22 protein-coding genes are annotated in these 25968 nt (G+C 71.9%); 8 read left to right on the forward strand and 14 right to left on the reverse strand.

What is annotated here, in order from left to right:
• Positions 1-70: 70 nt before the first annotated feature.
• Both ACNNMR_RS19440 and ACNNMR_RS19445 read right to left on the reverse strand, forming a co-directional pair.
• Positions 71-1264 carry an ATP-binding protein gene (locus ACNNMR_RS19440; RefSeq protein WP_419995904.1) on the reverse strand — a complete coding sequence of 398 codons (1194 nt, stop codon included), beginning with the start codon at positions 1262-1264 and terminating at the stop codon, positions 71-73.
• The gene (locus tag ACNNMR_RS19445; RefSeq protein ID WP_419995905.1) at positions 1264-1932 is read right to left on the reverse strand and encodes a response regulator transcription factor; all 669 of its coding nucleotides are present in this window, start codon (positions 1930-1932) and stop codon (positions 1264-1266) included. Before ACNNMR_RS19445 ends, ACNNMR_RS19440 begins: the two co-directional genes overlap by 1 nt.
• Before the next feature lie 90 nt (positions 1933-2022).
• Between ACNNMR_RS19445 and ACNNMR_RS19450 the strand changes: the two genes are divergently transcribed.
• From ACNNMR_RS19450 to ACNNMR_RS19470, 5 genes are all read left to right on the forward strand, one after another.
• Positions 2023-2514, forward strand: coding sequence for a hypothetical protein (locus ACNNMR_RS19450; protein WP_419995906.1), 492 nt, complete (start codon positions 2023-2025; stop codon positions 2512-2514).
• 7 nt (positions 2515-2521) lie between these two features.
• The gene (locus ACNNMR_RS19455) at positions 2522-3601 is read left to right on the forward strand and encodes a peptidoglycan-binding protein (RefSeq protein ID WP_419995907.1); all 1080 of its coding nucleotides are present in this window, start codon (positions 2522-2524) and stop codon (positions 3599-3601) included.
• Entirely contained in the window at positions 3598-4335 is a 738-nt protein-coding gene (locus ACNNMR_RS19460) for an ABC transporter ATP-binding protein (protein ID WP_419995908.1), read from the forward strand. Before ACNNMR_RS19455 ends, ACNNMR_RS19460 begins: the two co-directional genes overlap by 4 nt.
• Entirely contained in the window at positions 4332-5540 is a 1209-nt protein-coding gene (locus ACNNMR_RS19465; protein ID WP_419995909.1) for an ABC transporter permease, read from the forward strand. The genes ACNNMR_RS19460 and ACNNMR_RS19465 overlap by 4 nt, the downstream gene beginning before the upstream one ends.
• A 105-nt stretch (positions 5541-5645) precedes the next feature.
• Positions 5646-6881 carry a serine hydrolase domain-containing protein gene (locus tag ACNNMR_RS19470; protein WP_419995910.1) on the forward strand — a complete coding sequence of 412 codons (1236 nt, stop codon included), beginning with the start codon at positions 5646-5648 and terminating at the stop codon, positions 6879-6881.
• 139 nt (positions 6882-7020) lie between these two features.
• Here the strand turns inward: ACNNMR_RS19470 and ACNNMR_RS19475 are convergent, their stop codons facing one another.
• The 3 genes from ACNNMR_RS19475 to pdxH all read right to left on the reverse strand — a co-directional run bounded on the left by ACNNMR_RS19475 (position 7021) and on the right by pdxH (position 9858).
• The gene (locus ACNNMR_RS19475) at positions 7021-7248 is read right to left on the reverse strand and encodes a helix-turn-helix domain-containing protein (RefSeq protein ID WP_419995911.1); all 228 of its coding nucleotides are present in this window, start codon (positions 7246-7248) and stop codon (positions 7021-7023) included.
• A gap of 199 nt (positions 7249-7447) precedes the next feature.
• Positions 7448-8869 (reverse strand): PAS domain-containing protein, encoded by a 1422-nt coding sequence (locus ACNNMR_RS19480; RefSeq protein ID WP_419995912.1) that lies wholly within the window; start codon positions 8867-8869, stop codon positions 7448-7450.
• A 365-nt stretch (positions 8870-9234) separates the two neighbouring features.
• A complete protein-coding gene (pdxH, locus tag ACNNMR_RS19485) occupies positions 9235-9858 on the reverse strand; it encodes a pyridoxamine 5'-phosphate oxidase (RefSeq protein WP_420000412.1) in 624 nt (207 codons plus the stop codon).
• A gap of 359 nt (positions 9859-10217) precedes the next feature.
• Here pdxH and ACNNMR_RS19490 point away from each other — a divergent pair, with 359 nt between their 5' ends.
• Complete coding sequence (locus ACNNMR_RS19490) at positions 10218-11327, forward strand: citrate synthase 2 (RefSeq protein ID WP_419995913.1); 1110 nt, start codon at positions 10218-10220, stop codon at positions 11325-11327.
• Between the two features lie 9 nt (positions 11328-11336).
• On the opposite strand, the gene ACNNMR_RS19495 is transcribed toward ACNNMR_RS19490, so the two are convergent.
• The 8 genes from ACNNMR_RS19495 to ACNNMR_RS19530 all read right to left on the reverse strand — a co-directional run bounded on the left by ACNNMR_RS19495 (position 11337) and on the right by ACNNMR_RS19530 (position 20490).
• The gene (locus tag ACNNMR_RS19495) at positions 11337-11942 is read right to left on the reverse strand and encodes a TetR/AcrR family transcriptional regulator (RefSeq protein WP_419995914.1); all 606 of its coding nucleotides are present in this window, start codon (positions 11940-11942) and stop codon (positions 11337-11339) included.
• Complete coding sequence (locus tag ACNNMR_RS19500) at positions 11933-12685, reverse strand: enoyl-CoA hydratase family protein (protein WP_419995915.1); 753 nt, start codon at positions 12683-12685, stop codon at positions 11933-11935. The genes ACNNMR_RS19495 and ACNNMR_RS19500 overlap by 10 nt, the downstream gene beginning before the upstream one ends.
• A gap of 13 nt (positions 12686-12698) precedes the next feature.
• Positions 12699-13871 (reverse strand): acyl-CoA dehydrogenase family protein, encoded by a 1173-nt coding sequence (locus ACNNMR_RS19505; protein WP_419995916.1) that lies wholly within the window; start codon positions 13869-13871, stop codon positions 12699-12701.
• The gene (locus tag ACNNMR_RS19510; protein WP_419995917.1) at positions 13868-15859 is read right to left on the reverse strand and encodes an acetyl/propionyl/methylcrotonyl-CoA carboxylase subunit alpha; all 1992 of its coding nucleotides are present in this window, start codon (positions 15857-15859) and stop codon (positions 13868-13870) included. Before ACNNMR_RS19510 ends, ACNNMR_RS19505 begins: the two co-directional genes overlap by 4 nt.
• A 7-nt stretch (positions 15860-15866) precedes the next feature.
• Entirely contained in the window at positions 15867-17468 is a 1602-nt protein-coding gene (locus tag ACNNMR_RS19515; protein WP_419995918.1) for an acyl-CoA carboxylase subunit beta, read from the reverse strand.
• Positions 17465-19147 (reverse strand): acyclic terpene utilization AtuA family protein, encoded by a 1683-nt coding sequence (locus tag ACNNMR_RS19520; protein ID WP_419995919.1) that lies wholly within the window; start codon positions 19145-19147, stop codon positions 17465-17467. The genes ACNNMR_RS19515 and ACNNMR_RS19520 overlap by 4 nt, the downstream gene beginning before the upstream one ends.
• Positions 19144-19947 carry a TIGR03084 family metal-binding protein gene (locus ACNNMR_RS19525; RefSeq protein ID WP_419995920.1) on the reverse strand — a complete coding sequence of 268 codons (804 nt, stop codon included), beginning with the start codon at positions 19945-19947 and terminating at the stop codon, positions 19144-19146. The genes ACNNMR_RS19520 and ACNNMR_RS19525 overlap by 4 nt, the downstream gene beginning before the upstream one ends.
• A gap of 87 nt (positions 19948-20034) precedes the next feature.
• Positions 20035-20490 (reverse strand): MarR family winged helix-turn-helix transcriptional regulator, encoded by a 456-nt coding sequence (locus ACNNMR_RS19530; protein ID WP_419995921.1) that lies wholly within the window; start codon positions 20488-20490, stop codon positions 20035-20037.
• Between the two features lie 88 nt (positions 20491-20578).
• Here ACNNMR_RS19530 and ACNNMR_RS19535 point away from each other — a divergent pair, with 88 nt between their 5' ends.
• Together ACNNMR_RS19535 and ACNNMR_RS19540 are read left to right on the forward strand one after the other, a co-directional pair.
• Positions 20579-21448, forward strand: a complete 870-nt coding sequence (locus tag ACNNMR_RS19535; protein ID WP_419995922.1) for an LLM class flavin-dependent oxidoreductase — start codon at positions 20579-20581, stop codon at positions 21446-21448.
• A gap of 86 nt (positions 21449-21534) precedes the next feature.
• A complete protein-coding gene (locus tag ACNNMR_RS19540; protein ID WP_419995923.1) occupies positions 21535-23100 on the forward strand; it encodes a hypothetical protein in 1566 nt (521 codons plus the stop codon).
• On the opposite strand, the gene ACNNMR_RS19545 is transcribed toward ACNNMR_RS19540, so the two are convergent.
• On the reverse strand, positions 23084-25957 hold the full coding sequence (locus ACNNMR_RS19545; RefSeq protein ID WP_419995924.1) for an FAD-binding and (Fe-S)-binding domain-containing protein: 2874 nt from the start codon (positions 25955-25957) through the stop codon (positions 23084-23086). The genes ACNNMR_RS19540 and ACNNMR_RS19545 overlap by 17 nt on opposite strands.
• Positions 25958-25968: the final 11 nt, after the last annotated feature.

Here is a 25968-nt window from a genome sequence, read left to right on the forward strand (position 1 = left end):
GCGGTGGCCCTGCCCTCTATTCTGACGCACCGCACTGACAACCGGGTCTTGCATGCGCGAAGCCCTTGATTTACGGGGCGCGCGGGAACTCCACGCGCACCGTGAGCCCCCCGCCGTCATTGGCCTCCGCGCCCACCTCGGCCCCGTGAGCCCGCGCGATCGCCGAGACGATCGACAGCCCGAGCCCGACCCCCTCCCCCAGCTGGTGGCGCCGCGCCTCGGCCCGCCGGAACGGCTCGAAGAGCAGCGGCACCGCCTCCGGATCCACCACGGACCCGGTATTCACGACGGTGAGCTCCGTCCCGCCCGTACGAATCTCCACCGTCCCCCCGCGATGGTTGTAGCGAACAGCGTTCGCGACCAGGTTGTGCACCAGCCGGTCAAGGAGCACCGGGTCCCCCTCCACCTTCGCCTCCCCGGCCGTCAGCACCAGCTCCACCCCGGCCTCGGCGGCCTCCGGCCCCGCCCCGAGCGTCGCCGTGGAGGCGAGGTCGTCGAGCGACACCTCCTCGCGCCGCTCCAGCCCCTGCTCGGAGGCCGCAAGCAGCAGCAGCCCCTCGATCATCCGCTCGCTGTCGTCGGAGATCTCGATCAGCTTCGTACGGATCTGCGCCACCCGCTCCGCATCCGGCTCCCCCGCGAGCCCGATCTCGGCGGCGGCCCGCTGCAGCGCGAGCGGCGTGCGCAGCTCGTGCGCGGCATTCGCGGCGAACCGCTGCTGCGCCCCGACCAGCCGCTCGATCCGGTCGAGCATCCCGTCGAAGGTGTCGGCGAGCTGCTTCAGCTCACCCGGCGGGGCGGTCAGCGCGATCCGCTCGTGGAGATTCTCGGCGTTCAGCTGCCGGGCGGTGTCCGTGATCACCGAGACCGGCCGCAGCACCCGCCCGGACATCCACCAGGCGAGCAGGATCGAGACGACGGCGAAGACGCCGAGGGCGATGAGGGAGACGGTGAGGAGGTCGCTGAGGGTGGCGCTGCCGACGGTGTTGGCGACCCTGGTGACGGCCAGGCCCTCGGTGGGCGGCTCCGCCCGCTCCGCCGGGACCGAGGCGACGGGGGACGGCGAGGCCCGCCGGGAGCCCGGGTCGTCGTCCAGCGGCGCCGTCTCCACCGCGCCCGCGATGGTCCCGTAGATCCCCTGCCGCAGCAGGAAGTACACCAGCGCGATCAGCCCGCCCCCGGCGAGCAGCAGCAGCGCGCTGTACAGGGCGGTCAGGCGGGCGCGCTCGCTGCCCAGCGACAGGCCGAGGGCGAGGCGGCGCATCACGCGGCCACCGCCGAGATGCGATAGCCGGACCCCGGCACCGTATCGATCACGGGCGGGTCGCCGAGCTTGGTGCGCAGCTTGCTGACCGTGACCCGCACCGCATTGCTGCGGTAGCTGATGTCCTCGTGCCAGACCTGCTCGATCAGGTCCTCGGCGCTGAGTACGGCTCCGTCGGCGCGCAGCAGCGCCTCCAGCACCGCGAACTCCTTGCGCGACAGCGCCAGCACCCGCCCGCCCCGGGTCGCCGACCGGGCGGCGGTGTCCAGGGCGATGTCGCCGCGACGCAGCACCGGCGGCAGCGCGGGCGTGGTCCGCCGCCCGAGCGCGATCACCCGGGCGAGCAGCTCCTCGTACGCGAAGGGCTTCCCCAGATAGTCGTCGGCGCCGAGCCCGAGCCCCTCGACGCGATCGTGCACGGTCCCGGAGGCGGTGAGCATGAGAATCCGCGTGAGCAGCCCCTCGCCGACGACCCGCCGGCACACGTCGTCGCCGTGCACGCCGGGCAGATCGCGGTCCAGGACCATCACGTCGTACGCCCCGAACTGCAGCTTGCGCAGCGCCTCCCGCCCGTCGGCGGCCACATCCACGGCGAGGGCGTCGCGGCGCAGCCCCTCGGCGATCATCTCCGCGAGGAAAGCCTCGTCCTCCACGACCAGTACGCGCATGTCCCCTCTCTATCCGAAAGGGGCCTTTCGTCGCTGTAAAGAGCGCCGCGTTAAGGAAAGGAAACACCGCCCGCTGCCAGCCTGCGCGGCATGACGCAGACGAAGCACATGATCCGCATGTCCGCGGCCGCCGCAATATCAGCCCTGGCCCTCTTCACTGCCGCCTGTTCCTCAGGGGGAGACAGCAACGGCGACAGCGCCGCCGACAAGAAGCGCGATGCCGCCGCCGACAAGGCGAAGCAGTACGACTGCCTGCGCAAAAAGGGCGTGGACATCAAGGAACCGAAGAACAACAGCGACATGCTGGGCATCGGCGCCGGCGACCTCTCCCAGAAGGAAATGGCGGCCGCCATGAAGGCCTGCGGCCTGGACGCGGGCGGCCCCGGCGGCGGCAAGGAGATGAGCCAGGCCGACAAGGACAAGGCGCTGGCCTTCGCGAAGTGCATGCGCGGCGAGGGGCTGGACTTCAAGGACCCCAAGTTCGACAAGGGCTCGACGAAGGCGCAGCCGATGCCCGAGGGCGACGAGGCGAAGTTCCAGGCCGCCAGCAAGAAGTGCTCCGCGAAGGTCTACGAGGGCTGACGCCGCCATGCGCAGCAAGAAGACCCTCATCGCCGCGGTGACCGCCGCCCTCCTCGCGGGCGGCGGCGCCGTCGCGGCCAGCGCGCTCACGGGCGACGATTCGCCGCCCCCGGCCCGGGAGAGCGACCTGCCGCAGGCCACCGCCGCCGTCGAGCAGTCCACGCTCACCAGTACGTCGACCGCCAAGGGCACCCTCGGCTACTCCTCGGAACGCAAGATCAACGCGGGTGGCCAGGGCGTACTCACCTGGCGCCCGAAGACCGGCACCGACATCAAGCGGGACGGCCGCCTGTACGAGCTCAACGGCGGCCCGGTCCATCTGCTGTACGGCTCCCGCCCCATGTACCGCGAGCTGAAGCAGGGCTCGGAGGGCGAGGACGTCCGCCAGCTGAAGCAGAACCTGATCGCCCTCGGCCACGGCTCGGGCCTCACGGCCGACGACGAGTTCACGGCGGGTACGGCCAAGGGCGTCAAGGCCTGGCAGAAGGCCCACGGCCTGAAGCAGACCGGCCGCGTCGGCCCGTCGCAGATCGCCTTCGCGCCCGGAGCCGTACGACTGCAGTCGGCGGAGGCTTCGGTGGGGGAGCTCCTGTCGCCGGGCCGGCCGGTGCTGACGGCGACCGGTGCGGAGCGGCAGGTCACCTTTGACCTGAAGGTCGAGGATGCGGCCGGTACGAAGCCGGGGGATGAGGTCTCGGTGGATCTGCCGGATGGTTCGAGGGCCTCGGGTGAGATCACTTCGGTCGGTAAGACGGCGTCCGGCGGGGGCGGGGGCGAGCCGGGCGGCTCTGGCGAGGACGAACCGAAGGTGAAGGTCGCGGTCGACCTGGACGACGCGGACAAGGTCGAGGGCGTCGACAAGGCCCCGGTCACCGTGCATCTGAAGGGCGAGTCGGCCAAGAACGCCCTGCACGTGCCGGTGGAGTCCCTGCTCGCGGACCCGTCCGGCGGCTTCGCCGTGCAGGTGGTCGAGGGCGGCAAGGCGCGGGACGTAAAGGTGGAGCTGGGGCTCTTCGCGAACGGACGCGTCGAGGTCACCGGCGGTGGCCTCAAGGCGGGCATGAAGGTCGGGGTGCCCAAGACATGACGGACGACGATCTGAATGGCGTGACCGCCCCGGTCATGGATCTGCGCGGCGTGACGAAGGAGTACCCGGGCGGCGTGGCCGCGCTGGCCGGGGTGGATCTGGCGGTGGGGCGCGGTGAACTGCTCGCCATTGTCGGGCCGTCGGGCTCGGGGAAGTCCACGCTGCTGCACATCGCGGGCACGCTGGACCGTCCCACGGCCGGGACGGTCGGTATCGCGGGGCACGATGTCGGGGCGCTGTCGGACCGCGAGTTGTCGGCGCTGCGCGCGGCCCATATCGGCTTCGTCTTCCAGGCCTTCCACCTGGTCCCGGACGCCACCGCCCTCGCCAATGTCATGGAGGGCCTGCGCTACTCGGGCCTCTCCCACTCCCGCCGCAGGCGCCAGGCAGTGGAGGCCCTGGACCGCGTGGGGCTCGGCGACCGTACGACGCATCGTCCGCGCGAGCTGTCCGGCGGCCAGAAGCAGCGCGTGGCCATCGCCCGTGCGGTGGTCGGCGAGCCGGACCTGCTGCTGGCGGACGAGCCGACGGGCGCGCTGGACAGCGCGTCCGGGGAGGCGGTGCTGACGTTGCTCCGCGAGCTCAATGACCAAGGCAGCACGATCGCGGTCATCACGCATGACCGCGAGATCGCCGGCGCCTTGCCGCGACAGGTGCGGCTGCGGGATGGGCTGATCACGGAGGATCGCCGGCGTGCCGCGCCGGCGGCCGCGGTGGCGGGGGGTGCGGTATGAGTCCGCGACGGCGGTCGGGGCTGCGTCCGGCGCGACTGGCCGGGCGTGACGTATGGCAGGTCGGGTCGGCGGGGCTGCGGGGGCGGCCGGTGCGGGTGTTGCTGTCGGCGCTGGGGATTGCGATCGGCATCGCGACGATGATCTCGGTGGTCGGGATCTCGGAGTCGTCGAAGGCGGATCTGCTCCGGCAGCTCGACAAGCTGGGGACGAACATGCTGGTCGTCGAGCCCGGCCAGTCCTTTCTTACGGGTGAGGAGGCGAAGCTGCCGCGGGCGGCGCCGGAGATGGTGGGCCGTATCGACGGGGTCGAGAACGTCGGCGCGATCGGCGCCATGGACCACAGCGTGTACCGCTCCCAGCACGTCCCGGAGGAGCTGAGCGGAGGGCTGACGGTGAACGCGGCGTCGGAGAACCTGCTGCGGACGCTTCAGGGCAAGGCCGTGAAGGGCACGTGGCTGAACAAGGCCACGGGAAAGTACCCGGCGGCGGTGCTCGGCAGTGCGGCGGCGGAGCGGCTCGGCATTACGAAACCGGGGCAGCAAGTATGGATCGGCGAACGGTACTTCACCGTGATCGGGATCCTCGGGGAGCTGCCGCTCGCCACGGATCTGGAGCGGTCGGCGCTGGTGGGGTGGGATGCGGCCGAGCAGTTGCTCGGGTTCGACGGCAGCCCGACGTCGATCTATGAGCGCTCTGCGGAGGATCGCGTCGATGCGGTGCGCGGGCTGCTGCCGCGGAGCGTCAATCCGGAGGCGCCGGAGGAGGTCGAGGTGTCGAATCCTTCTGATGCGCTGGCGGCCAAGGCCGCGTCCGAGGGGGCGTTCACGAATCTGCTGCTCGGGCTGGGTGGAGTGGCGCTGCTGGTGGGAGGTGTCGGGGTCGCCAACACCATGATCATTTCGGTGCTCGAGCGGCGGCATGAGATTGGGCTGCGGCGGTCGATGGGGGCGACGAAGGGGCAGGTCCGGCTGCAATTCGTGACGGAGTCACTGCTGTTGAGCGGCTTGGGCGGGCTGGCGGGGGTCGTCCTGGGCGCGGGCGCCACCTTCGCGTACGCGTCGGTGTCCGGGATCCCGTGGGTGGTGCCGCCGTGGGCGATGGCGGAGGGCTTCGGGGCGACGCTGGTGATCGGGTCGGTCGCGGGGTTGTATCCGGCGGTGCGGGCGGCCCGGGTGTCGCCCACGGTGGCGTTGCACGCGGCCTAGCCACTTACCCGGCCCCGAGCCGGCAGCGCCCCTAGGTCGTATCCCGGACCCCTTTCCGGGATCTTCCCGATGCTGTCGGGTACGGGCACTTGGTGGGCTGTTCTCATGAGCCGTCAACAGGCCTCCCGTGGACCCCGCATCGCCCTTGCCGTCGCAGTCGTCGCCCTGGCCACGCTCACCGCCACCACCACCGCATCGGCCGGGCCACCCCACCACGCACCGTCCCCCTTACCGCCGAACACCCAGGCCGCGCACGCGAAGACCCAGGCCGTGCTGGATGAGATCGTCGCGCAGGGCACCCCCGGCGTCATCGCCCGGGTACGGGACGCGCGCGGTGTGTGGAACGGCCGGGCCGGTGTCGGTGACCTGGCCACCGAGCGGCCGAGGCATACGGGCGAGAAGTTCCGAATCGCCAGCGTCACTAAGATCTTCACCGCCGCGGTGCTGCTCAAGCTCGAAGCCAAGGGCAGGATTTCGCTGGACGACAGCGTGGCGGACTGGCTGCCCGGGGTGGTGCGCGGCAAGGGCTACCGGCCGGAGAACATCACCGTGCGGCACCTGCTCAACCACACCAGCGGCGTCTTCGACTACAACATGGACGAGGGCTTCCGCGCCAAGTACGCGGGGGACAAGTTCGACCGGAACCGCTACACCAGGTGGTCTCCGGAGGAACTGGTGAACATCGCGCTCACCCACCCGCCCAACTTCCAGCCGGAGCAGGGCAGCAGGCCCGGCAGGCCAGGCAGGTGGGACTATTCCGACACCAACTACATCCTCGCCGGCATGATCATCGAGAAGGCCACCGGCGACACTTACGCCCAGGCGGTCAAGCGTCTCATCATCCGGCCGCTCGGCCTGCGCGGCACGAGCGTGCCGGGCACCTCACCCCACCTGCCCGCACCGCACGCGCGGCACTACTCCACGCTGTTCGAGGACCCGCCGGAAGCGAAAGTACGCGACGTCACCGAGTTCAGCCCCACCGTCGCCTTCTCCGCCGGCCAGATCATCTCGACCGTCGGAGACGTCAACACCTTCCTGTCCGAGCTGCTGGCCGGCAAGCTGCTGCCGCCCGCCCAGCAGCGGCAGCTCCTCGACGCGGTCCATGTCGACGGCGACAAGGGACACGGCGGTCCGCAGGACCGCTACGGCCTCGGCATACGGCACTTCAAGCTCAAGGAGGGCTGCTGGGTGTGGGGCCACGGCGGCATGATCCCGGGGTCCGCGACCCGGACGGTCGCCTCGGCGGACGGCCGCCGCGTCATGACCATGAACCGCAACGGCGACTGGGGCGAACAGCGACTGGAGGACGCGGCCGTCGAGACCGAGTTCTGCGGGAGCTGACTGAGCGTTGGGACCTGGGTGGTGGGTTGACATCGGTTCGGGTGGGTTGGCACCGAATCCGGATGGGTTGGCATCCGCCCGACCCACTCGAGTCGATCTCCCCTGCCCTACCTGCCCGCGGAGAAAACAGGAGTAGCCGTCAGGCCGCCCGCGCCTCAAAGGCGAACTCCGGCGTAGCACCGGGCGTGATGCGGGCACCGGACTCGAGCGCGGCTGCGAGTTGCTCGATGAGCTCGAGCGTCGGATCGACGCCGCTCTCCTCGATCCGCTCGATCTCCTCCTCGGCCATCCCGGCCCGCCCGGCAAGCTCGGCAGCACTCCAACCGAGCGCGCTCCGACGCTCAAATACGGCCTGCGCAAAGTCCATCCGCCGCCCCGCCGCCGGCGGATGCTCTGCCTCGCACGTCTTACGCGCTCTCTGAGCTCGCATGACCTGATCGGTCTCCCGCATCCTTCGCCAGCCGGTCGGCAAACCGCTCCGCCGCCCGGAACTCCTCGTCATCCAAGTCACTCGAAGAGGTGGCTAGGCGGCTCTCGCCCTACGCACCGCAGGCGCAACCCCAGCGCTACCCGAGCAGCTCCGCCAGGTCCAACGCCGACGCCACCCGGATCGCAACATCCTCCGCATACTGCGCGTCAGCCCGCGTGAACGCCTTCCGCGACGACCGCCGCAGGAACGTCACCACCCCCAGCGTCCGCCCCCTGCTCCGCAGGACGGCGCACAGCGCATGGACGCTCCCCTCCGGCCACTTTCGCGCTGCCGCCCAGCCCTGCGCGACCTCCGCGTCAGCCCCGCCGCAGCTCGACCGCACGGATCCGCCCCGCTCAACGGCCTGCAGCGCGGGGTGCCCCGCCGGATAGCGCACCGGAAACCCGGAAGGCCCCGTCGGCAAGCACGGCCCGGGGCCCGCCGCCGGCGTCGCGGCGACCCGTACCAGCTGCACCACGGCAGAAGCAGAGATAGACGCAGAAGACGCTGCCCCGGCGGCCGCCCGCCCCCCATCCCCCCGCCGCACATCAATCAGCGCATCATCCGCGAAACCGGCCAGCGCAAAGTCCAGATAGACCGTCGCCGCCTCCATCGGCTCCTCGCACTCCGCCGCCGCCCGCCCCGCCCGGTGCAGCTGATGGTCGCGGAAGCGCACCACCGAGGCTTCCTGCTCGGCGAGCTTTGCCTCCGTGATGTCCTGGAAGAGCCAGCCCACGCCCAGCGGCACCGGCTCCTCCGCCAGCGGTGACGCCAGGCGTACGAAGGCGCTGCGCCAGCACCGGCGCCGTACCGGCTCGCCGGCCTCGCCGCGCACCGCCACCCACACGTCGGCGGGGGCGGAGGGCGCACCCTGCGCCATCACGTGCTGCAGCGCGCTCTCGAGCTCCTCGACGCCCTGCTCAAGCAGCTCCCCGAGCGGCCGCCCGAGCAGCGCGGACCGCCCGGTGCGCAGCGCCCGCGCCGCCTGCCCGTTCGCCACCGCAGGGCGGAGATCGGCGTCTACGAGCACCACACCCCACGCCGCGTCCTCGAAGAGCGCCTCGCTCAGCGCGATCGACCGCTCCAGGTCGATCTGCGCATGCACCTCGCTGAACGCGCAGTACACGCCGGCCGGTTCACCGTCCGCCGTGCGGACCCCCGCGGACTGCGTCCGCACCAGCACCCGCCGCCCGTCCTTCGTCAGCAGCGCGAACTCGTGCACCTGCCGCCCGGGCGCACCCATCGCCGACAGCAGCCGGCTCTGGACCTCCTCTGCGTCCTCGTCGCGCACCGCCCAGCCGGCGAAGCCGTCGCGGCCGACGGCCTCCTCCGTGGTCCAGCCCAGGAGATGCTCCGCCTCGCGGTTCCAGTGGGTGACCTGGCCGTCGGCGTCGAAGGCGCAGAGAGCCGCGTCCATGCCGTCGAGGAGCGCGGTCAGCAGGTCGGGGCGGCCGGATGGGGGCGGCGCAGGCGCGTCTGAGGCCGGACCCGGCCGCTTAGTGTCGCGCGTAGCGCTCATCCCGGCACCCCCTGGTTGACCCGTGGCTGCTGCGATCATTCAACCTCGAACGTGACGCAGCCCACACCCACTTCGCCCAATTCTTTATTCGGTTGAGAGCGGATCCGGCCGTGCCTAGTCTGTGGGGCACACGAGAAGGGAGGTGGTTCGGCAGATGATTGATTACCGGACGCGTGAGGTGACTGCGGGCTAGCGGTCCGCGTCGCGCCTCTATGGCGCCATGCCGGACCAGGGTGCGAGCGGTGCACCCAGCCGGCCCAATCTCAAGCAGTTACCCGACCCGCGGCTCGCCGGTACGTCCGGCCGGCCCCCTCCAGAGGGGACCAGAGTCGCGGGTCGACTGCGTTCCAGGTGGCGCTACGGACCTACGGACACAGCCGCTCCACCGTCCACCCGCCGTCCGCCAGGACATAGCGCAGCCGGTCGTGCAAGCGATTCTCCCGCCCCTGCCAGAATTCCACCGTCTGAGCCACCACCCGGAAGCCGCCCCACTCCGCCGGCGCCGGCACCTGCTCGCCCTCCGGATAGCGTTCCGCCAAGTCCGCATAGCGGCGGTCGAGTTCCGCCCGCGACCCGACCACCGACGACTGCTCGCTCGCCCACGCCCCCAGCTGCGACCCGTGCGGCCGGGTCCGGAAATACGCCGCCGTCTCGTCCCGCCCGGTCCGCTCCGCCGTCCCGCAGACCATCACCTGCCGGGCGAGCGGATGCCACGGGAAGAGCAGCGAGACCCGCGGATTGGCCGCCAGTTCCCGCCCTTTCCGGGAGCCGTAGTTCGTGTAGAAGACGAAGCCGCGGTCGTCGTAGTGCTTCAGCAGCACCGTGCGCGTGCTGGGGCGCCCGTCGGCGTCCGCGGTGGCGACGACCATGGCGTTCGGCTCGTAGAGCCCGCTCTCGGCCGCCTGCTTGAACCAGCGGTCGAATTGCTCGTACGGGCCGGGCGCCAGCTCCTCCTCCGCCAGTCCGGCGGATCGGTACGAGGCGCGCATGGCGGCGGGGTCATATGCAGCATCAGCGGAATCGTGTCGCACGCGTTCATCTTGTCAGCCAAGCCGCCGGAAGCCCGAACAGTTTGCCCACCGGACCACCGGCGTAATCCTCCTGGCCGCGGATCGGTCAGTGTGGACCATGTCACGGTGCCACGCATGTGCGTGACCCGACAGAATCAGGCAGCGGAGCACTGTAGACCTCCTCCGGTCGCGGGATATCGTGGCCGGGCTTGCGGGTGGGTGAGGCCGCCCGCGGCGGGGCAAAACCCGGGAAACGGCGTTACGGAACGCGAGCTCACAAGCCGCGGAACCGATTCGTTGTTCCAGCATCGCTGAGACCATCACGAGGGAGCCGCCTGATGTCCGACTTCGTACCCGGACTCGAAGGAGTAGTCGCGTTCGAGACGGAGATCGCCGAGCCCGACAAGGAAGGCGGCGCGCTCCGCTATCGCGGCGTCGACATCGAGGACCTTGTCGGGCATGTCTCCTTCGAGAATGTCTGGGGACTTCTCGTCGACGGCGCCTTCAAGCCGGGCCTGCCGCCGGCCGAGCCGTTCCCGATCCCGGTGCACAGCGGTGATATCCGGGTGGATGTGCAGTCCGCGCTGGCGATGCTGGCTCCCGTATGGGGCCTGAAACCGCTGCTCGACATCGATGAGGCGCGGGCCCGCGAGGACCTGGCGCGGGCGGCTGTGATGGCGCTGTCGTACGTGGCGCAGTCGGCGCGCGGGCAGGGGCTGCCGATGGTGCCGCAGAAGGAGATCGACAAGGCGAAGACGGTCGTCGAGCGGTTCATGATCCGGTGGCGGGGCGAGCCGGACCCGAAGCATGTCGCCGCCGTGGACGCGTACTGGACGTCGGCCGCCGAGCACGGCATGAATGCCTCCACCTTCACTGCCCGGGTGATCGCCTCGACCGGCGCCGATGTCGCGGCCTCGCTGAGCGGCGCGGTCGGCGCGATGTCCGGGCCGCTGCACGGTGGTGCGCCGTCGCGCGTACTCGGGATGATCGAGGAGATCGAGCGGACCGGCGACGCGGACGCGTACGTGAAGCAGGCCCTGGACAAGGGCGACCGGCTGATGGGCTTCGGGCACCGGGTGTACCGCGCCGAGGACCCGCGGGCGCGGGTGCTGCGGCGGACGGCGAAGGAGCTGGGCGCGCCGCGCTTCGAAGTCGCGGAGGCGCTGGAGAAGGCGGCGCTGGCCGAGCTGCACGCGCGGCGGCCCGACCGGGTGCTGGCGACGAATGTGGAGTTCTGGGCGGCGATCGTCCTGGACTTCGCGGAGGTGCCGGCGCACATGTTCACATCGATGTTCACCTGCGCCCGCACGGCCGGCTGGTCGGCCCACGTCCTGGAGCAGAAGCGCACGGGCCGCCTGGTGCGCCCGTCGGCCCGGTACGTAGGCCCGAAGTCCCGCAGCCCGCGCGAGATCGAGGGCTACGACGCGGTACAGGCGCCGCTGCGCTAGCGCGAGGGCTCAGCCCGCCAGGGCCCGGTCGAGCAGCTCCGCCCAGTGCGCGGCCACGCGCTCGCGGCGGGCTGTGTCGTCCGTCAGTACGTTGGCGAGGCCGAGGCCGCGGGCCATGTCCAGGAAGCCCTGGATGGTTTCGCGGACGCCGGGGATCGACTCGTCCGCGCCGAGGAGTTCCACCGCCATGCGGTGGGCCTCGCGGCCGACGCGGGCCTCCAGGGCGGTGACGCGGGGGCGGAGGCCCTCCTCGTTCGCCGCCGCGACCCACAGCTGGAGCGCGGCGCGGAAGAGCGGGCCCGCGTACAGCTCGACCAGCGCCCGCGCCACCGTCGCCCGGTCCGCCCCGTCCTGCTCGGCGACGAGCTCGCGCAGCGCCTCCGACCGCTGCACGGCGACGTGCTGCACGGCGGCCGTGAACAGGTCCTCCCTGGTGGGAAAGTGATGCTGCGCCGCACCCCGCGACACACCGGCCCGCTCCGCCACCACCGTCACGGTGGACCCGCTCCAGCCGTGTTCCGCGAGGCAGTCGACGGCCGCCTCCAGGAGCCGCTGCCGGGTGGCCCGGCTGCGGTCCTGACGTGGCGCGCGGCCGCGGGGGCGGGTCACCGCCATGCGGGGTCCCGCTTCTCCAGGAACGCCATCATGCCCTCGCGCGCCTCGGCCGAGGTGAAGAGGCGGGCCGAGAGCGCGGCCAGGTCCTCCGTATCGCGGTCGAAGGCGCGCAGAATGTCGGCCGTCACCAGCTTCTTCGACTCCGCCAGCCCCTGCGGGGAGGCGCGGCGGATGCCGTCGAGGATCGGGCTGAGGGCCATCTTCGCGCTCATGGCGGAGATGGTGACCAGGCCGATACGGGCCGCCTCGACGCCGTCGAAATGCTCCCCGGTGAGGAAGTAGCGGGCCGCGGCGCGGGTGTCGATGCGGCACAGCAGCGGGATGGAGATGACGGCGGGCGCGAGCGCCAGCCGCGCCTCGGTGAAGGCGAAGGACGCGCCCGTCCCCGCCACCACGATGTCGCAGGCGCCGAGGAGGCCGATCCCGCCCGCCCGGGCAGCGCCGCTGACGCGGGCGATCACCGGCTTCGGCAGCTCGACGATCGTGCGCAGCAGCGCGGCGAGCGCGCGCGGGCCCTCGATGGCGTCCGCGGAGCCGGCCTCCGACAGGTCCGCGCCCGAGCAGAAGGTCTCCGCGGCGTGAGTGAGCACCACCGCCCGTACCGCGTCGTCGTGCTCGGCCGCGGACAGCGCCTCGTGCAGTTCGCGCAGGAGCTGGGCGGAGAGGGCGTTGCGGTTGTGCGGGGAGTCGAGGGTGAGGGTGGTGATGCCGTCTTTGGTCTTGCTCTTTACCAGCGGTTCCATGTCTCCCCTTCCCTCAGTACGACTTGGGCAGGCCCAGGGACTGGTGGGAGACGTAGTTGAGGATCATCTCCCGGCTGACCGGCGCGATCCGGGCGACGCGGGCCGCCTGGATCATCTGGGCGAGGCCGTACTCCGTGGTCAGGCCATTGCCGCCGAGGGTGTGAACGGCCTGGTCGACGGCCTTCACGGCGGCCTCCGCGGCAGCATACTTCGCCATGTTCGCGGCCTCGCCGGCGCCGGTGTCGTCGCCGAGGTCGTAGAGGGCGGCGGCCTTCTGGGTCATGAGGCGGGCCAGCTCGATCTCGATGTGCGCCTGCGCGAGGGGGTGGGCCAGTGCCTGGTGGACGCCGATCGGGCCGCCCTTCCAGACCTGCCGGGTACGGGCGTAGTCCAGCGCGCGGCCGAGCGCGTGCCGGCCCATGCCGATGGCGAAGGCGGCGGTCATGATGCGCTCGGGGTTGAGGCCCGCGAAGAGCTGGAGCAGGCCCGCGTCCTCGTCGCCGACGAGGGCGTCGGCGGGGAGCCGGACGTCGTCGAGGACCAGCTCGAACTGCTTCTCCGGGGCGAAGAGTTCCATGGAGATCTGCGAGCGGGAGAAGCCCGGGGTGTCGCGGGGGACGATGAAGAGGCAGGGCTTGAGCTTGCCGGTCTTCGCGTCCTCGGTGCGGCCGACGATGAGGGTGGCGTCGGCTATGTCGACGCCGGAGATGAAGACCTTGCGGCCGGTCAGCAGCCAGTCGCCCGTCTCCTTGTCGCGCCGCGCGGTGGTCGTGATGCGGTGGGAGTTGGAGCCGGCGTCCGGTTCCGTAATCCCGAAGGCCATCTTCAGGGAGCCGTCGGCGAGGCCCGGGAGCCACTGCTGCTTCTGGGCCTCGGTGCCGAAGCGGGCGATGACGGTGCCACAGATGGCGGGCGAGACGACGAGCATGAGGAGTGGGCTGCCGGCGGCGCCCAGCTCCTCCAGGACGATGGCGAGCTCGGCGATGCCGCCGCCTCCGCCGCCGTACGCCTCGGGCAGATTCACCCCGAGATAGCCGAGCTTCCCGGCCTCCGCCCACAGCTCGTCGGTGTGCTTTCCGTCGCGTACGACCTGTGCGAAGTAGTCGCGGCCGTAGCGGTTGCCGAGCGCGGAGACCGCGGCGCGGAGGGCCTTGTGCTCCTCGGATTCGAGGGTGGGGCTGGTCATGGGGTCTCTTCCTCCTGCGATTCCTGGACGACGGCGAGCAGGGCGCCGACCTCGACCTGGCGGCCGGGTTCGGCGTGGAGCGCGGTGAGGGTGCCGGAGGCGGGAGCGGTGATCTTGTGCTCCATCTTCATGGCCTCCAGCCAGAGGAGCGGCTGGCCTTGGGTGACGCTTACGCCCTGCGCGAGGCCGTCGGCGATGCGGACGACCGTGCCGGGCATGGGGGCGAGGAGCGAGCCGGGGGCGGTGTGGGATGCCGCCTCCGGGAAGCGGGGCTCCTGGCGGAGGGCGTGGTTGTTCACGTGGACGGTGTCGTCGTCGTATGCGGTGATCTCGTACGTGCGGCGGACGCCGTCGGACTCGAGGGTCACGTGGGTGGGGGTTGCTTTCACGACGGTGACGCCCGGGAAGTCGACTGGCTGGTAGCCGGTGCGGGTGCGGTGGTAGCGGATCTCGTGGCGGGTGCCGTGTGCGTCGCTGTACGTCTTCAGCTGCGGCTGGGAGGGGAGATTGCGCCAGGCGCCCTGGCCCTTGGGGGTGGTGGCGTCGGCGATGGCCGCCGCGAGGGCGGCGAGGTCGCCGCCGGGGGTGGGGGTGGTCAGGTCCGCGAGGTGGCGGTCGTAGAAGCCGGTGGTCATGCGGGCTGCCGCGAATTCCGGGTGGCGGAGGGAGCGGGTGAGGAGGTCGCGGTTGGTTACGGGCCCGTGGACGCGGGCTGTGTCCAGCGCGCGGGCGAGCTTGCGGAGGGCCTCCGGCCGGGTGGGGGCGTGGACGATGAACTTGGCTAGGAGCGGGTCGTAGTGGGGGGTGACGGTGTCGCCTGCGGCGTAGCCGGTGTCGAGGCGGAGGGTGATGTCCCCGAGCCCGCCCCTACCCGAATCTGCGGGGGGTGCCCCGCGCCCGCCTTCCCGGGGCTCCGCCCCGGACCCCGTATCGGCGCTTCGCGCCTCGTCCTCAAACGCCGGACGGGCTATGAATAGCGCCCGCACCTCCCCCACCTGCGGCGCGAAATCCCCCCCCGGGTCCTCCGCATACAGCCGCGCCTCAATCGCATGCCCGCCGGCCACCGGCGGCTCCGCCGCCAGCGATGCCCCCTCCGCGATACGGATCTGGTGCGCCACCAGATCCACCCCGTACACGAGCTCCGTCACCGGATGCTCCACCTGCAGCCGCGTATTCATCTCCAGGAACTGCGCCCGGCCGTCCGGCCCGACGAGGAACTCGACCGTCCCCGCCCCGACATATCCGACCGCCCGCGCCGCCCGTACCGCCGTCTCCTCCAGCCCGTCCGGCAGCGGACCGGGCGCCGGGGCCTCCTCGATCACCTTCTGGTGCCGCCGCTGCAGCGAGCAGTCCCGCGTGCCCAGCGCCCACACCGCGTCGTGAGTGTCGGCGAGGATCTGCACTTCCACATGCCGCCCGTCCTCGACGTACGGCTCCACGAAGACCTCGCCATCACCGAACGCGGAGGCGGCCTCGGCGGAGGCGGCCGTCATCTCGGCTCGCAGCGATGCCAGTTCGCGTACGACGCGCATCCCGCGCCCGCCGCCCCCCGCCGCCGCCTTCACCAGCACCGGCAGATCGGCGTCCGTCACCGCCGCCGGATCCAGCGGCGAGATTCCGAGCAGCGCCTTCGCCCGCGTCTTCGAGGCCATCGCCTCGATCGCCTCCGGCGGCGGCCCGATCCACGTCAGCCCGGCATCCTTCACCGCCCGCGCGAAGTCCGCGTTCTCCGACAGGAAGCCATAGCCGGGGTGCACGGCATCCGCGCCCGCCGCCAGCGCCGCCTTCACCACCAGATCACCGCGGAGGTACGTGTCCGCGGGCGCGTTCCCCGGCAGCCGCACCGCCGCGTCCGCCTCCCGTACGTGCAGCGCCGACGCATCCGCGTCGGAGTGCACCGCCACCGTCGCGATGCCCAGCTCGCGGCAGGTGCGGAAGACGCGGCAGGCGATCTCGCCCCGGTTCGCGACCAGAAGATTCTGAATCACTGAGGTCTCACATCCTGAAGACGCCGAAGCCGTCGCGCACACCCGCGTACGGCGCGTTGTGGATCACCGAAAGGCACAGGCCGAGCACGGTCCTGGTGTCGCGCGGGTCGATGACGCCGTCGTCGTACAGCCGGCCGCTCAGGAAGGCCGGCAGCGACTCCGCCTCGATCTGCTGCTCGACCATCGCCCGCAGCCCGGCGTCCGCCTCCTCGTCGTACGGCTGGCCCTTGGCCTGTGCCGACGCCCGCGCGACGATCGAGAGCACGCCGGCCAGCTGCTGTGGTCCCATGACCGCGGACTTGGCGCTCGGCCAGGCGAACAGGAACCGCGGGTCGTACGCCCGGCCGCACATGCCGTAGTGCCCGGCCCCGTACGACGCGCCCATCAGCACACTCAGGTGCGGCACCTTCGAATTCGAGACGGCATTGATCATCATCGCGCCGTGCTTGATGATGCCGCCCTGCTCGTATTCCTTGCCGACCATGTAGCCGGTGGTGTTGTGCAGGAAGAGCAGCGGGATGTCCCGCTGATTCGCCAGCTGGATGAACTGGGCCGCCTTCTGCGACTCCTCGCTGAAGAGCACGCCCTGCGCATTCGCCAGCACCCCGACCGGCCAGCCGTGCAGCTCGGCCCACCCCGTCGCCAGCGACGCCCCGTACAGCGGCTTGAACTCATCAAAATCCGAGCCGTCCACCACCCGCGCGATCACCTCGCGCGGATCGAAGGGGATCTTCAGATCGCCGGGCACGATGCCGAGGAGCTCGTCCTCGTCGTATTTCGGCGGGGCCACCGGCCCGACCGGATCCGCATACGCCTTCCGCCAGTTGAGCCGCCGCACCACACCCCGCGCCTGCCGCAGCGCGTCCGGCTCGTCTACGGCGAAGTAGTCGGCGAGCCCGGACGTCCGGGCATGCATCTCCGCCCCGCCCAGCGACTCGTCGTCGCTCTCCTCACCCGTAGCCATCTTGACCAGCGGCGGCCCGCCCAGGAAAACCTTGGCGCGCTCCTTCACCATGATCACGTGGTCGCACATGCCGGGGACGTACGCGCCGCCCGCGGTCGAGTTGCCGAAGACGACGGCGATCGTCGGTATTCCGGCCGCGCTCGACTGGGTGAGGTGCTTGAAGAGGGCGCCGCCCGGGATGAAGATCTCTTTCTGCGACGGCAGGTCCGCGCCGCCCGACTCCACGAGGTGGATGGAGGGGAGCCGGTTGGCGGAGCCGATCTCGTGGGCGCGGAAGGCCTTCTTCAGGGTCCAGGGGTTGGAGGCGCCGCCGCGTACGGTCGGGTCATTGGCGGTGATCAGGCACTCGACGCCCTCGACGACCCCGATGCCGGTGACCATCGAGGCGCCGACCGGATAGTCGCTGCCCCAGGCCGCCAGCGGCGACAGCTCCAGGAAGGGCGTATCGGGATCGAGGAGCAGCTCGATCCGCTCCCGCGCCAGCAGCTTGCCGCGCTTGCGATGCCGGTCGACGTATTTCTCGCCACCTCCCGCCAACGCCTTCGCATGCTCCTGCTGCAGCTCATCGAGCTTGCCGAGCATGGCCTCGCGGTTGGCGGCGTAGTCGGGGTCCGTCGGGTCGAGCGCGGACGCCAGCACGGTCACGGCAGCAACTCCTCAGGTATGTCGAGGTAACGGGCCCGCAGCCACTCCCCGAGCGCCTTCGCCTGCGGGTCGAAGCGGGCCTGGGACGCGACGCCCTCGCCGAGGAGGCCGTCGATGACGAAGTTGAGGGAGCGGAGGTTCGGCAGTACGTGCCGGGTCACCGGCAGGCCGGCGGTCTCCGGGAGCAGTTCCCGCAGCCGGTCCGTGGTCAGCGCGTGCGCCAGCCACCGCCAGCCCGCTTCGGTACGGGCCCACACGCCGAGGTTCGCGCTGCCGCCCTTGTCGCCGCTGCGGGCGCCGACGACGGTGCCGAGGGGGGCGCGGCGCACCGGCCCGGCGGGCAGCGGCTCGGGCGGGGCGGGCTCCGGGATCTGCTGTAGCGGGCGGGTGTACGTGGGCGGCGGCACGATCAGTTGCTTGCCGGTGTGCAGCACGGCCCGGTGTTCGACGTCGGCCACCGGCACGTACGCCGCCTCGAAGACTCCGTAGGGGGCGCCCTTCCCTGGCGGCGCGGTGACGTGAAAGCCGGGGTAGCTGGCCAGCGCCAGCTCGATCGCCGCCCCGCTGACCGCCTTCCCGACGGCACCGGCATCGGCGTCCCGCACGACGAGCCGCAGCAGCGCGCTCGCCTCCTCCTCAGCCGCGGCATCCTCATGATCCGTACGGGCGAGCGTCCAGCGGACGTCCTTCAGCCCGCGCAGCGCGGGCGCCAGCTGCTCCCGCACCAGCCCGGCCTTCGCGTCGATGTCCAGGCCGGTGAGGACGAAGACGACCTCGTTACGGAAGCCGCCGAGCCGGCTGAGGCCGACCTTGAGATCGGGCGGCGGCGCCTCGCCGCGCGCGCCCTCGATCCGGACCCGGTCGGGGCCGTCGGCGCTGAGCCGGACGGTGTCGAGGTGGGCGGTGACGTCGGGGCCCGGATAGCGGGGGCCCGCCGTCTCGTACAACAGCTGGGCGGTGACCGTCTCGACCGTCACCGCCCCGCCCGTACCGGCGTGCTTGGTGATGACGGCGCTGCCGTCCGCCGCGATCTCGGCGATCGGGAAGCCCGGCCGCACGACGTCGTGCTCGCCGAAGAAGGAGTAATTGCCGCCGGTCGCCTGCGTGCCGCACTCGAGTACGTGCCCGGCGACAACAGCCCCCGCCAGCTCGTCGTACGCCTCCTCGCCCCAGCCGAAGTGGGCGGCGGCAGGCCCGGTGACCAGCGCGGCGTCGGTGACCCGGCCGGTGACGACGACATCCGCGCCGGCCCGCAGGCAGTCGGCGATGCCGCGGCCGCCGAGATAGGCATTGGCGGCGAGGACGCCCTCGCCCCAACTCCCCGTGGCGGTCACGTCATCGCCCTCGACATGGGCGACCTTCACGGGGATGTCGAGGCGCAGCGCGAGCTCGCGGATCGCCGCGGCCAGCCCGGCCGGATTGAGCCCGCCGGCATTGGCGACGAGCTTCACGCCGCGCTCGTACGCGAGGCCGAGGCCGTCTTCCAGCTGGCGCAGGTAGGTCTTGGCGTAGCCGAGGGCGGGGTCCTTCAGGCGGTCGCGGCCGAGGATGAGCATGGTGAGCTCGGCGAGATAGTCGCCGGTGAGGACGTCCAGCTCACCACCGGTGAGCATCTCGCGGACGGCGTCGAAGCGGTCGCCGTAGAAGCCGGAGGCATTTCCGATACGAAGCGTGCTCACCCGCGCGCCTCCCGCCCACCGCCGGACGGCCCGGCGAAGGCTTGCGCGATGCCCAGCCACCGCTCGGCGTCGGCGCCGGTGGCCCGGAGGGCGGTGTCGTCGCGATGGATGCGCTGGCAGACGAGGAGGCAGAAGTCGAGGGCCGGTCCGCTGATGCGCTGCTCGGCGTCCTCGGGCCCGTACGCCCAGACGCCGGCGCCGTCGGGCGGGGTGAGCTCGATGCGGAACTCGCCCTCGGGCGGCTGGATTCCGTGACTCAGGAAGGCGAAGTCCCGCGTCCGCACGCCGATCCATGCGACGTGCCTGATCCGCTCGGTCGGCTTCCGCTCGACGCCGAGCGCATCGGCGACATCCTGCCCGTGCGCCCAGGTCTCCATCAGCCGGGCGGTGGCCATGGAGGCGACGCTCATGGGCGTCGCGTACCAGGGAATCTTCCCGGCGTCGGCAGGCCGCTCCCGCAGCACCCGCTGCAGCGCCTCGCGCGCCTCCCGCCACCTGGCAAGCAGCACAGCAGGCTCGGCGCCTGCCCACTCCTCGGCCCCCTGATCCACAAATCCCTGCAGATCACCGCCGCTGGCCTCGACCGCCTCGGTGAACTCCCGCACGAAGGCCTCCGGCTCGGTGGCGGCGAGGAGTGACCGCTCATCGGTCCAGAGAAGATGCGCGATCTGATGCGCGACGGACCACCCCTCGGCGGGCGTAGGCGCACCCCACGCCTCGTCCCCGAGCCGAGCCACGAGCCCGTCCAACTCCGCGCTCTCAGCGCGCAGGTCATCGAGTACGACGCCGGGGTCTGCCACGATCCGGATCCCTCCACGGGCGGCTGCTGACTGAACGTCAGCGTGCCAGCGATCGCAAAAACAAGCAAGAGTGCTTGAATTTTCACCTCAAAGCCGCGCCAGCGCCCGCTCGGTGATCTCGGCGAAGACGCGGAGCTCGTCCTCGGTCAGCAGGTCGATGAAGTGGCGGCGGACCGAGGCGACATGGGCCGGGGCGGCCTGCTCCAGGGTGTGCAGGCCGGTTTCCGTGAGGGTTACGGCGGAGCCGCGGGCGTCGCCTGCTACGTCGGTGCGGGCCACCAGGCCGCGGGTTTCCATGCGGGCGATGTGGCGGGAGAGGCGGCTCTTCGCCCACAGCATGCGGTCGGCCAGCTGGGTCAGGCGGCGGCGGTGGCCGGGGGCGGCGGAGAGGGCCGTGAGGACGTCGTAGTCGGCGGCCGAGAGCCCGGAATCGTGCTGCAGGTCGCGGGCGATCTGGGCGTCGAGGAGCAGGCGGAGCCTGCGGTAGCCCATCCAGGCGCGCATCTCCGGGTCGGTCAGCCAGCGGGGGTCGGCGTTGGTCATGGCCGTGAGCCTAGCCGGCTTTGTTGACGTGTAACCAACCTCGCCGCTAGCGTTTTGGTTACACGTAAACAACCTGGAGGCGTCTCTCATGCCCATCTCCCTAGTCGGCCTCGGCATCTCCCCCTCCGCCGCACCCGGTTCCGACCCGGCGGGCGACGCCCGCGCCGCCGAAGAGCTCGGCTTCGACTTCGTGTCCGTCTCCGACCACCCCTGCGGCACCGACCCCACCTACGAGACCTGGACGCTGCTGACCTGGATGGCCGCCGCCACCTCCCGTATCCGCATCGCCTCGCGCGTGCTCGGGCTGCCCTACCGGCCGCCCGCGATGGTCGCGAAGATGGCCGAGACGCTGCAGCGCTTCTCCGGGGGGCGGCTGATCCTCGGGCTGGGCGGGGGCTACTCCGACCACGAGTTCCGCGCCTTCGGGCTCGGCGTGCCGACGCCGCGGGAGAAGGTGGACGGGATGGCCGATGCCGTCGCCATCATGCGCGGGCTGTGGGCGGAGAAGTCGTTCAGCTATGCCGGGCCGCGGTACGCGGTCGTGGACGCCGATGTCGAGCCGAAGCCGGTCGCGCCGATTCCCGTCTGGCTGGGCACGTACGGGCCGCGGGCCCTGGATGTCACCGGGCGGCTCGCCGACGGCTGGATTCCCTCGCTCGGCTTTGCCGGGCCGGCGGAGGTCACGGCGATGCGCGCCCGCATCCGCACGGCCGCCGCGGCGGCGGGGCGCGACCCGGAGGCGATCACCTGCGCCTACAACGTGCAGGTGTGGCTCGACGGGCCGCCCGCGCAGGCGGGGGCGGGGACCGTGGCGGGGCCCGCGGCCAAGGTGGCGGAGGAGCTGGCCGGTTACGGACAGCTGGGCTTCACGGCGCTGAATCTGATGCCCGGAGGCCCGGGCCCGGCGCGGGAGCAGGCGGCGCGGATCGCGGCCGAGGTGCTGCCCGCGCTGCGGTGAGCGAGCCGATGAACATCCGGCGGCTGACCGTATCGACATGAGCGCGCCAAGTACCGTGTCGTCACCAATCGATCGGGGTGGTGGCGGTGCACGACGGTACGGAAGTGGCGATCGACCGGGCCGTGGACGGTGTGCTCGCGTACTGGGAGCACCTGCGCGAGAGCGCCGCCCGCCGGTCCGTCGCGGACACCGCGCTCACGCTCTGGCTGGAGCAGAACGGCGCGGACGGGGCGACGGTGATCACCACCATCGAGCGGTGCGGCGCGCTGGAGCGCTACGACGACGCGCTGATGCTCGCCGAATGGTTCCTCAGCGATGTCCTGGACAGCGCGCACCGGACGGCGGACCCCGAGCACTACCGGACCCTCGCCGGCTGGTACCCCGGCTTCTGCCACCGGATCGCGGTGCTGGCCCCCGCCCCGGCGGGCGAGCGCGCGACCGTCCTCCTGCGCCGCCTGATCGACCTCGCTCCCCGTGACGCCGGAATCGAGACCGAGCTGTCGGTCTGCGCGGCCCTGGGCATCCTCTGCGCCATCCACGGCGCCGGGCGGACCCCCGAGAACAACACCGTCAGAACCCGGGCCGCGATCGCCGTCTGCGACGAGGTCATCAGGCGCTGCCGGGCGGGCCAGGACCCCAGGCAGCGCGTCCTCCTGTCCGACGCCATGCTGCAAAAAGCGATCAGCAATCTGGAGATCGGCGAGGAGGACACGGCCGCCGAGGAGTACGCCCACCTCCTCGACGTCTTCGCCGACGAGACCCCCGCCGCCGGTACGGACCTGGGCGAGCGCCTCGCCATCGCCCGGCACGCGCTGCGCGTGCTCGGCGAAGTGACGTTCCCCGAGCCGGTGTTCAGGACCGCGTACCTGGAGGCGCAGCAGCGAAAGCAGGGCGGTGACTTCGAGGCGTACCTCGACCTGGCGGCCCGCATCCATCACGCCACAGCCAATCTGATCCGCCGGTCCGCCTGCTCGGGCGACCCGTTCGTCCTCCTCCTCCGCAACTTCGACCTGCTGGAATCGTCCGTGGTGAGCGACCGTCCCCACCTCTTCGCCGCGGAGGGGGAGCAGGAGTCGTACGGCCAGATCTTCCGCTTCCGCGACGGCCTGCCGCTCATGAACCGGCTCTCCGAATTCACCCCCGTCGTGCACGTCGCCAGCACCAAGGCCGGCGAGCTCGAGATCGGCAAGCAGAGCTCATCGCTGCTCGGCATGTCCCCGCAACTGCACAAGCGGCTCTACCTCCCGGACGACACCTGGCTCGACACCGTCCGCCTCCTCGTCCGCCTCGCCGAACACATCGTGGTCTGGGCGAACGAGAAGACCACCGGCCTGCTCCAGGAGCTCGACGCGATCACCTCACTCGGCCGCACCGAGGACACCACCGTGCTGCTGGAGAAGCCCAACCCGGCGCCCGTCGAGTACGCGGTCTTCCGCAAGCCCGGCCGGCGCCGCGACGTCCTCACGGCGGACGACCCGGTCCTCGCCGCCTTCCCGGACGTCGTCCAGGCACCGCCCAGCCAGGGCCAGGACCCGGAGGCCAGTCCCGTACTGCAGCGGATAGCGGACCGGATCATCGCGGCGCGGCGGCTGGAGATGCCGGGCCGGGTGGACCGAGTCCGCACCCGCCTGGACGTTACGGCGCGGGGCTGACGTCTCCCGTCCCCGCGTCCCCCAGCCCGTCCGCCAGCACCTCCGCCAGATGCCGCGCCTTCCGCCCGCCGCCGAGCTGCTCGATCTGCGTACGGCACGAATAGCCGTCGGCGATCAGCTCCGTGCCGGGCGCGGCACCCCGTACGGCCGGCAGCACCTGCTCCTCCGCACACGCCGCGGACACGTCGTAATGCCCGCGCTCGAAGCCGAAGTTCCCGGCCAGCCCGCAGCAGCCGCCCGACAGCGACCCAGCCAGCCCCGCCCGCTCCATCAGCCGCCGCTCGGGCCCGTCGCCGAGGACGGCGTGCTGGTGGCAGTGGGTCTGCCCGGCGGCCGGGGCGTCGATGCGCGGGGGCTGCCAGTCGGGCGCCCGCTCCTCCAGGACCTGCGCGAAGGTGCGTACGCGGGCGGCGACGCGCTCGGCGCGCCGGTCGCCGGGCAGCAGCTCGACGAGGTCGGTCTTCAGGGCGGCGGCGCAGGGGGGTTCCAGCACCACGATGGGGACGTCGGGGTCGTCGAGCACCGGCTCCAGCGCGTCCAGGGTGGCGCGCATGACCTTGCGGGCCTGGTCGAGCTGGCCGGTGGAGACGTAGGTGAGACCGCAGCACACCTGCCCCGGCGGCAGCATCACCAGGAAGCCTGCCGCCTCCAGCACCCGCACCGCGGCGGTGCCCGCCTCCGGGGACAGGTAGTTGGTGAAGGTGTCCGGCCACAGCAGCACCCCGCCGCGCGGCGCGGCCGGTCCCGCCGGAGGCTCGACCGTCCCGGCCCGTGCGAGCGTGGCCGCCGCCCGCAGCTGCGACCGCTCGCGCTTGCGCCACCACCCGGTGAAGGGCTCCGCGGCCACCGGCGGAATCTCCCGCTCCGGCGCGATCCCGCCGAGCCGCTTGGCGACGGCGGCCAGCGGCCGCACCCGCGCCAGCCCGTTCGCGAGCCGCGCCACCCGCAATCGCGCCGCCAGCCGCAGCCATTGCGGCAGCCGCCCCATCGAGTAGTGCGCCATCGGCCGCCGCCGGCCCTCGTAGTGGTGGTGCAGGAACTCCGCCTTGTACGTGGCCATGTCCACCCCGACCGGGCAGTCCGACCTGCACCCCTTGCAGGACAGGCACAGGTCGAGCGCGTCCCGCACCTCCTCCGAGCGCCAGCTGTCCGTGACCACCTCGCCCGCGAGCATCTCGTGCAGCAGCCGCGCCCGGCCCCGGGTGGAGTGCTTCTCCTCGCCCGTGGCGCGGAAGGACGGGCACATCACACCAGAGCTGCCGGAGGGATTACGGCACTTGGCCACCCCCACACACCTCCGCACCGCCGCCGAGAAGTCCCCGCCGTCGTGCGGATACCCGAAGGCGACATCCACCGGGCCCTTCGGCAGCGGCGCGAAGCGCAGGTTCTCGTCCAGCCGGTACGGCCGCGCCAGAATCCCCGGATTGAGCCCGCCATCCGGATCCCACAGGTCCTTGAACTCATGGAACCGCTCGGTCAGCTCCGCCCCGTACATCTTCGGCAGCAGCTCCGCCCGCGCCTGCCCGTCCCCGTGCTCCCCCGACAGCGAGCCGCCGTGCGCGACCACGACATCCGCCAGCTCCTCGGAGAAGCGCCGGAAGCGCGCGACCCCCTCCTCGCTCAGCAGGTCGAAGTCGATGCGTACGTGAATGCACCCGTCCCCGAAGTGCCCGTACGGCAGCCCGCGCAGCCCGTGCTCGCCCAACAGCGCCCGGAAGTCCCGCAGATACGCGCCCAGCCGCGGCGGCGGCACCGCGCAGTCCTCCCACCCGGGCCAGGCCTCGCTCCCGTCCGGCATCCGCGTGGCCGTGCCGGAGGCGTCCTCGCGGATGCGCCACAGGGCGCGCTGCGCCGCCGGGTCCGAGACCACGGTGTGGCCCGTCTCCGCCTCCCGGGCCAGCTCCTCGGCGCGGGAGGCGGCCTCCGCCGCCGTCTCCCCGCCGGTCTCCACGAACAGCCACGCCCCGCCCCGCGGCAGCGCCCCCGCGTCCGGGACCAGGTCGGCGGCCATGCCCTCGACGGTGAGCGGCCCGTACGGCAGCAGCCCGGCGGCGGCCTCGGCGGCCGCGGACTCGTCGGCGTACCCGAGCACGGCCAGCGCCCGCGCCTTCGGTGCCTCGACCAGCCGGACGGTGGCCTGCGTCAGCACGGCGAGTGTGCCTTCGCTGCCGGTGAGGGCGCGGGCGAGGTCGGGGCCGTTCTCGGGGAGGAGCTCGTCGAGCGCGTAGCCGGAGATGCGGCGCGGCAGGTCGGGGAATCCCGTACGAAAGAGGGCGAGATGGCGGGCGGCCAGCTCGTCCACGCCCGGCAGCGTGTCGAGCCCGCGCCCGACCCGCAGCCGCCGCCCGCGATACGTGATGACGTCCAGGTCGCGGACATTGTCCGCCGTCGTCCCCCAGGCCACGGAGTGCGAGCCGCACGAGTTGTTCCCGATCATCCCGCCGAGCGTGCACCGGCTGTGCGTGGACGGATCGGGCCCGAAGGTCAGCCCGTGCGCGCCCGCGCGCTCGCGCAGCCGGTCGAGTACGAGCCCTGGCTGGACGACGGCCGTACGGGCCTCGGGATCGAGCTCGACCAGCCGGTCCATATGCCGGGTGAAGTCGAGGACGACACCCTCCCCGGTCGCCTGCCCGGCGATCGAGGTGCCGCCGCCGCGCGGCACCACCGGCACCCCGTGCTCGCGGCAGACGGCGAGCGCCGCGGCCACGTCGTCCGCGTCCCGCGGTGCGACGTAACCGAGCGGCACCCGCCGGTAGTTGGACGCGTCCATGGTCAGCAGCGCCCGCTCCTGCGCGCCGAAGCCCACCTCCCCGGCGACCTCGCGACGGAGTGCGGCCTCAAGTTCCGTACGACCCATGCCTCCACTCT

The sequence above is a fragment of the Streptomyces boninensis genome, from assembly GCF_048572725.1.
GTDB classification, from domain to species: domain Bacteria; phylum Actinomycetota; class Actinomycetes; order Streptomycetales; family Streptomycetaceae; genus Streptomyces; species Streptomyces boninensis.

Excerpts from the sequence above, each read along its gene's own strand:
- ACNNMR_RS19440 (WP_419995904.1), bottom strand. The coding sequence starts at position 1,264 with ATGCGCCGCCTCGCCCTCGGCCTGTCGCTGGGCAGCGAGCGCGCCCGC.
- ACNNMR_RS19445 (WP_419995905.1), bottom strand. The coding sequence starts at position 1,932 with ATGCGCGTACTGGTCGTGGAGGACGAGGCTTTCCTCGCGGAGATGATC.
- ACNNMR_RS19450 (WP_419995906.1), top strand. The coding sequence starts at position 2,023 with ATGACGCAGACGAAGCACATGATCCGCATGTCCGCGGCCGCCGCAATA.
- ACNNMR_RS19455 (WP_419995907.1), top strand. The coding sequence starts at position 2,522 with ATGCGCAGCAAGAAGACCCTCATCGCCGCGGTGACCGCCGCCCTCCTC.
- ACNNMR_RS19460 (WP_419995908.1), top strand. The coding sequence starts at position 3,598 with ATGACGGACGACGATCTGAATGGCGTGACCGCCCCGGTCATGGATCTG.
- ACNNMR_RS19465 (WP_419995909.1), top strand. The coding sequence starts at position 4,332 with ATGAGTCCGCGACGGCGGTCGGGGCTGCGTCCGGCGCGACTGGCCGGG.
- ACNNMR_RS19470 (WP_419995910.1), top strand. The coding sequence starts at position 5,646 with ATGAGCCGTCAACAGGCCTCCCGTGGACCCCGCATCGCCCTTGCCGTC.
- ACNNMR_RS19475 (WP_419995911.1), bottom strand. The coding sequence starts at position 7,248 with ATGGACTTTGCGCAGGCCGTATTTGAGCGTCGGAGCGCGCTCGGTTGG.
- ACNNMR_RS19480 (WP_419995912.1), bottom strand. The coding sequence starts at position 8,869 with ATGAGCGCTACGCGCGACACTAAGCGGCCGGGTCCGGCCTCAGACGCG.
- pdxH (WP_420000412.1), bottom strand. The coding sequence starts at position 9,858 with ATGCGCGCCTCGTACCGATCCGCCGGACTGGCGGAGGAGGAGCTGGCG.
- ACNNMR_RS19490 (WP_419995913.1), top strand. The coding sequence starts at position 10,218 with ATGTCCGACTTCGTACCCGGACTCGAAGGAGTAGTCGCGTTCGAGACG.
- ACNNMR_RS19495 (WP_419995914.1), bottom strand. The coding sequence starts at position 11,942 with ATGGCGGTGACCCGCCCCCGCGGCCGCGCGCCACGTCAGGACCGCAGC.
- ACNNMR_RS19500 (WP_419995915.1), bottom strand. The coding sequence starts at position 12,685 with ATGGAACCGCTGGTAAAGAGCAAGACCAAAGACGGCATCACCACCCTC.
- ACNNMR_RS19505 (WP_419995916.1), bottom strand. The coding sequence starts at position 13,871 with ATGACCAGCCCCACCCTCGAATCCGAGGAGCACAAGGCCCTCCGCGCC.
- ACNNMR_RS19530 (WP_419995921.1), bottom strand. The coding sequence starts at position 20,490 with ATGACCAACGCCGACCCCCGCTGGCTGACCGACCCGGAGATGCGCGCC.
- ACNNMR_RS19535 (WP_419995922.1), top strand. The coding sequence starts at position 20,579 with ATGCCCATCTCCCTAGTCGGCCTCGGCATCTCCCCCTCCGCCGCACCC.
- ACNNMR_RS19545 (WP_419995924.1), bottom strand. The coding sequence starts at position 25,957 with ATGGGTCGTACGGAACTTGAGGCCGCACTCCGTCGCGAGGTCGCCGGG.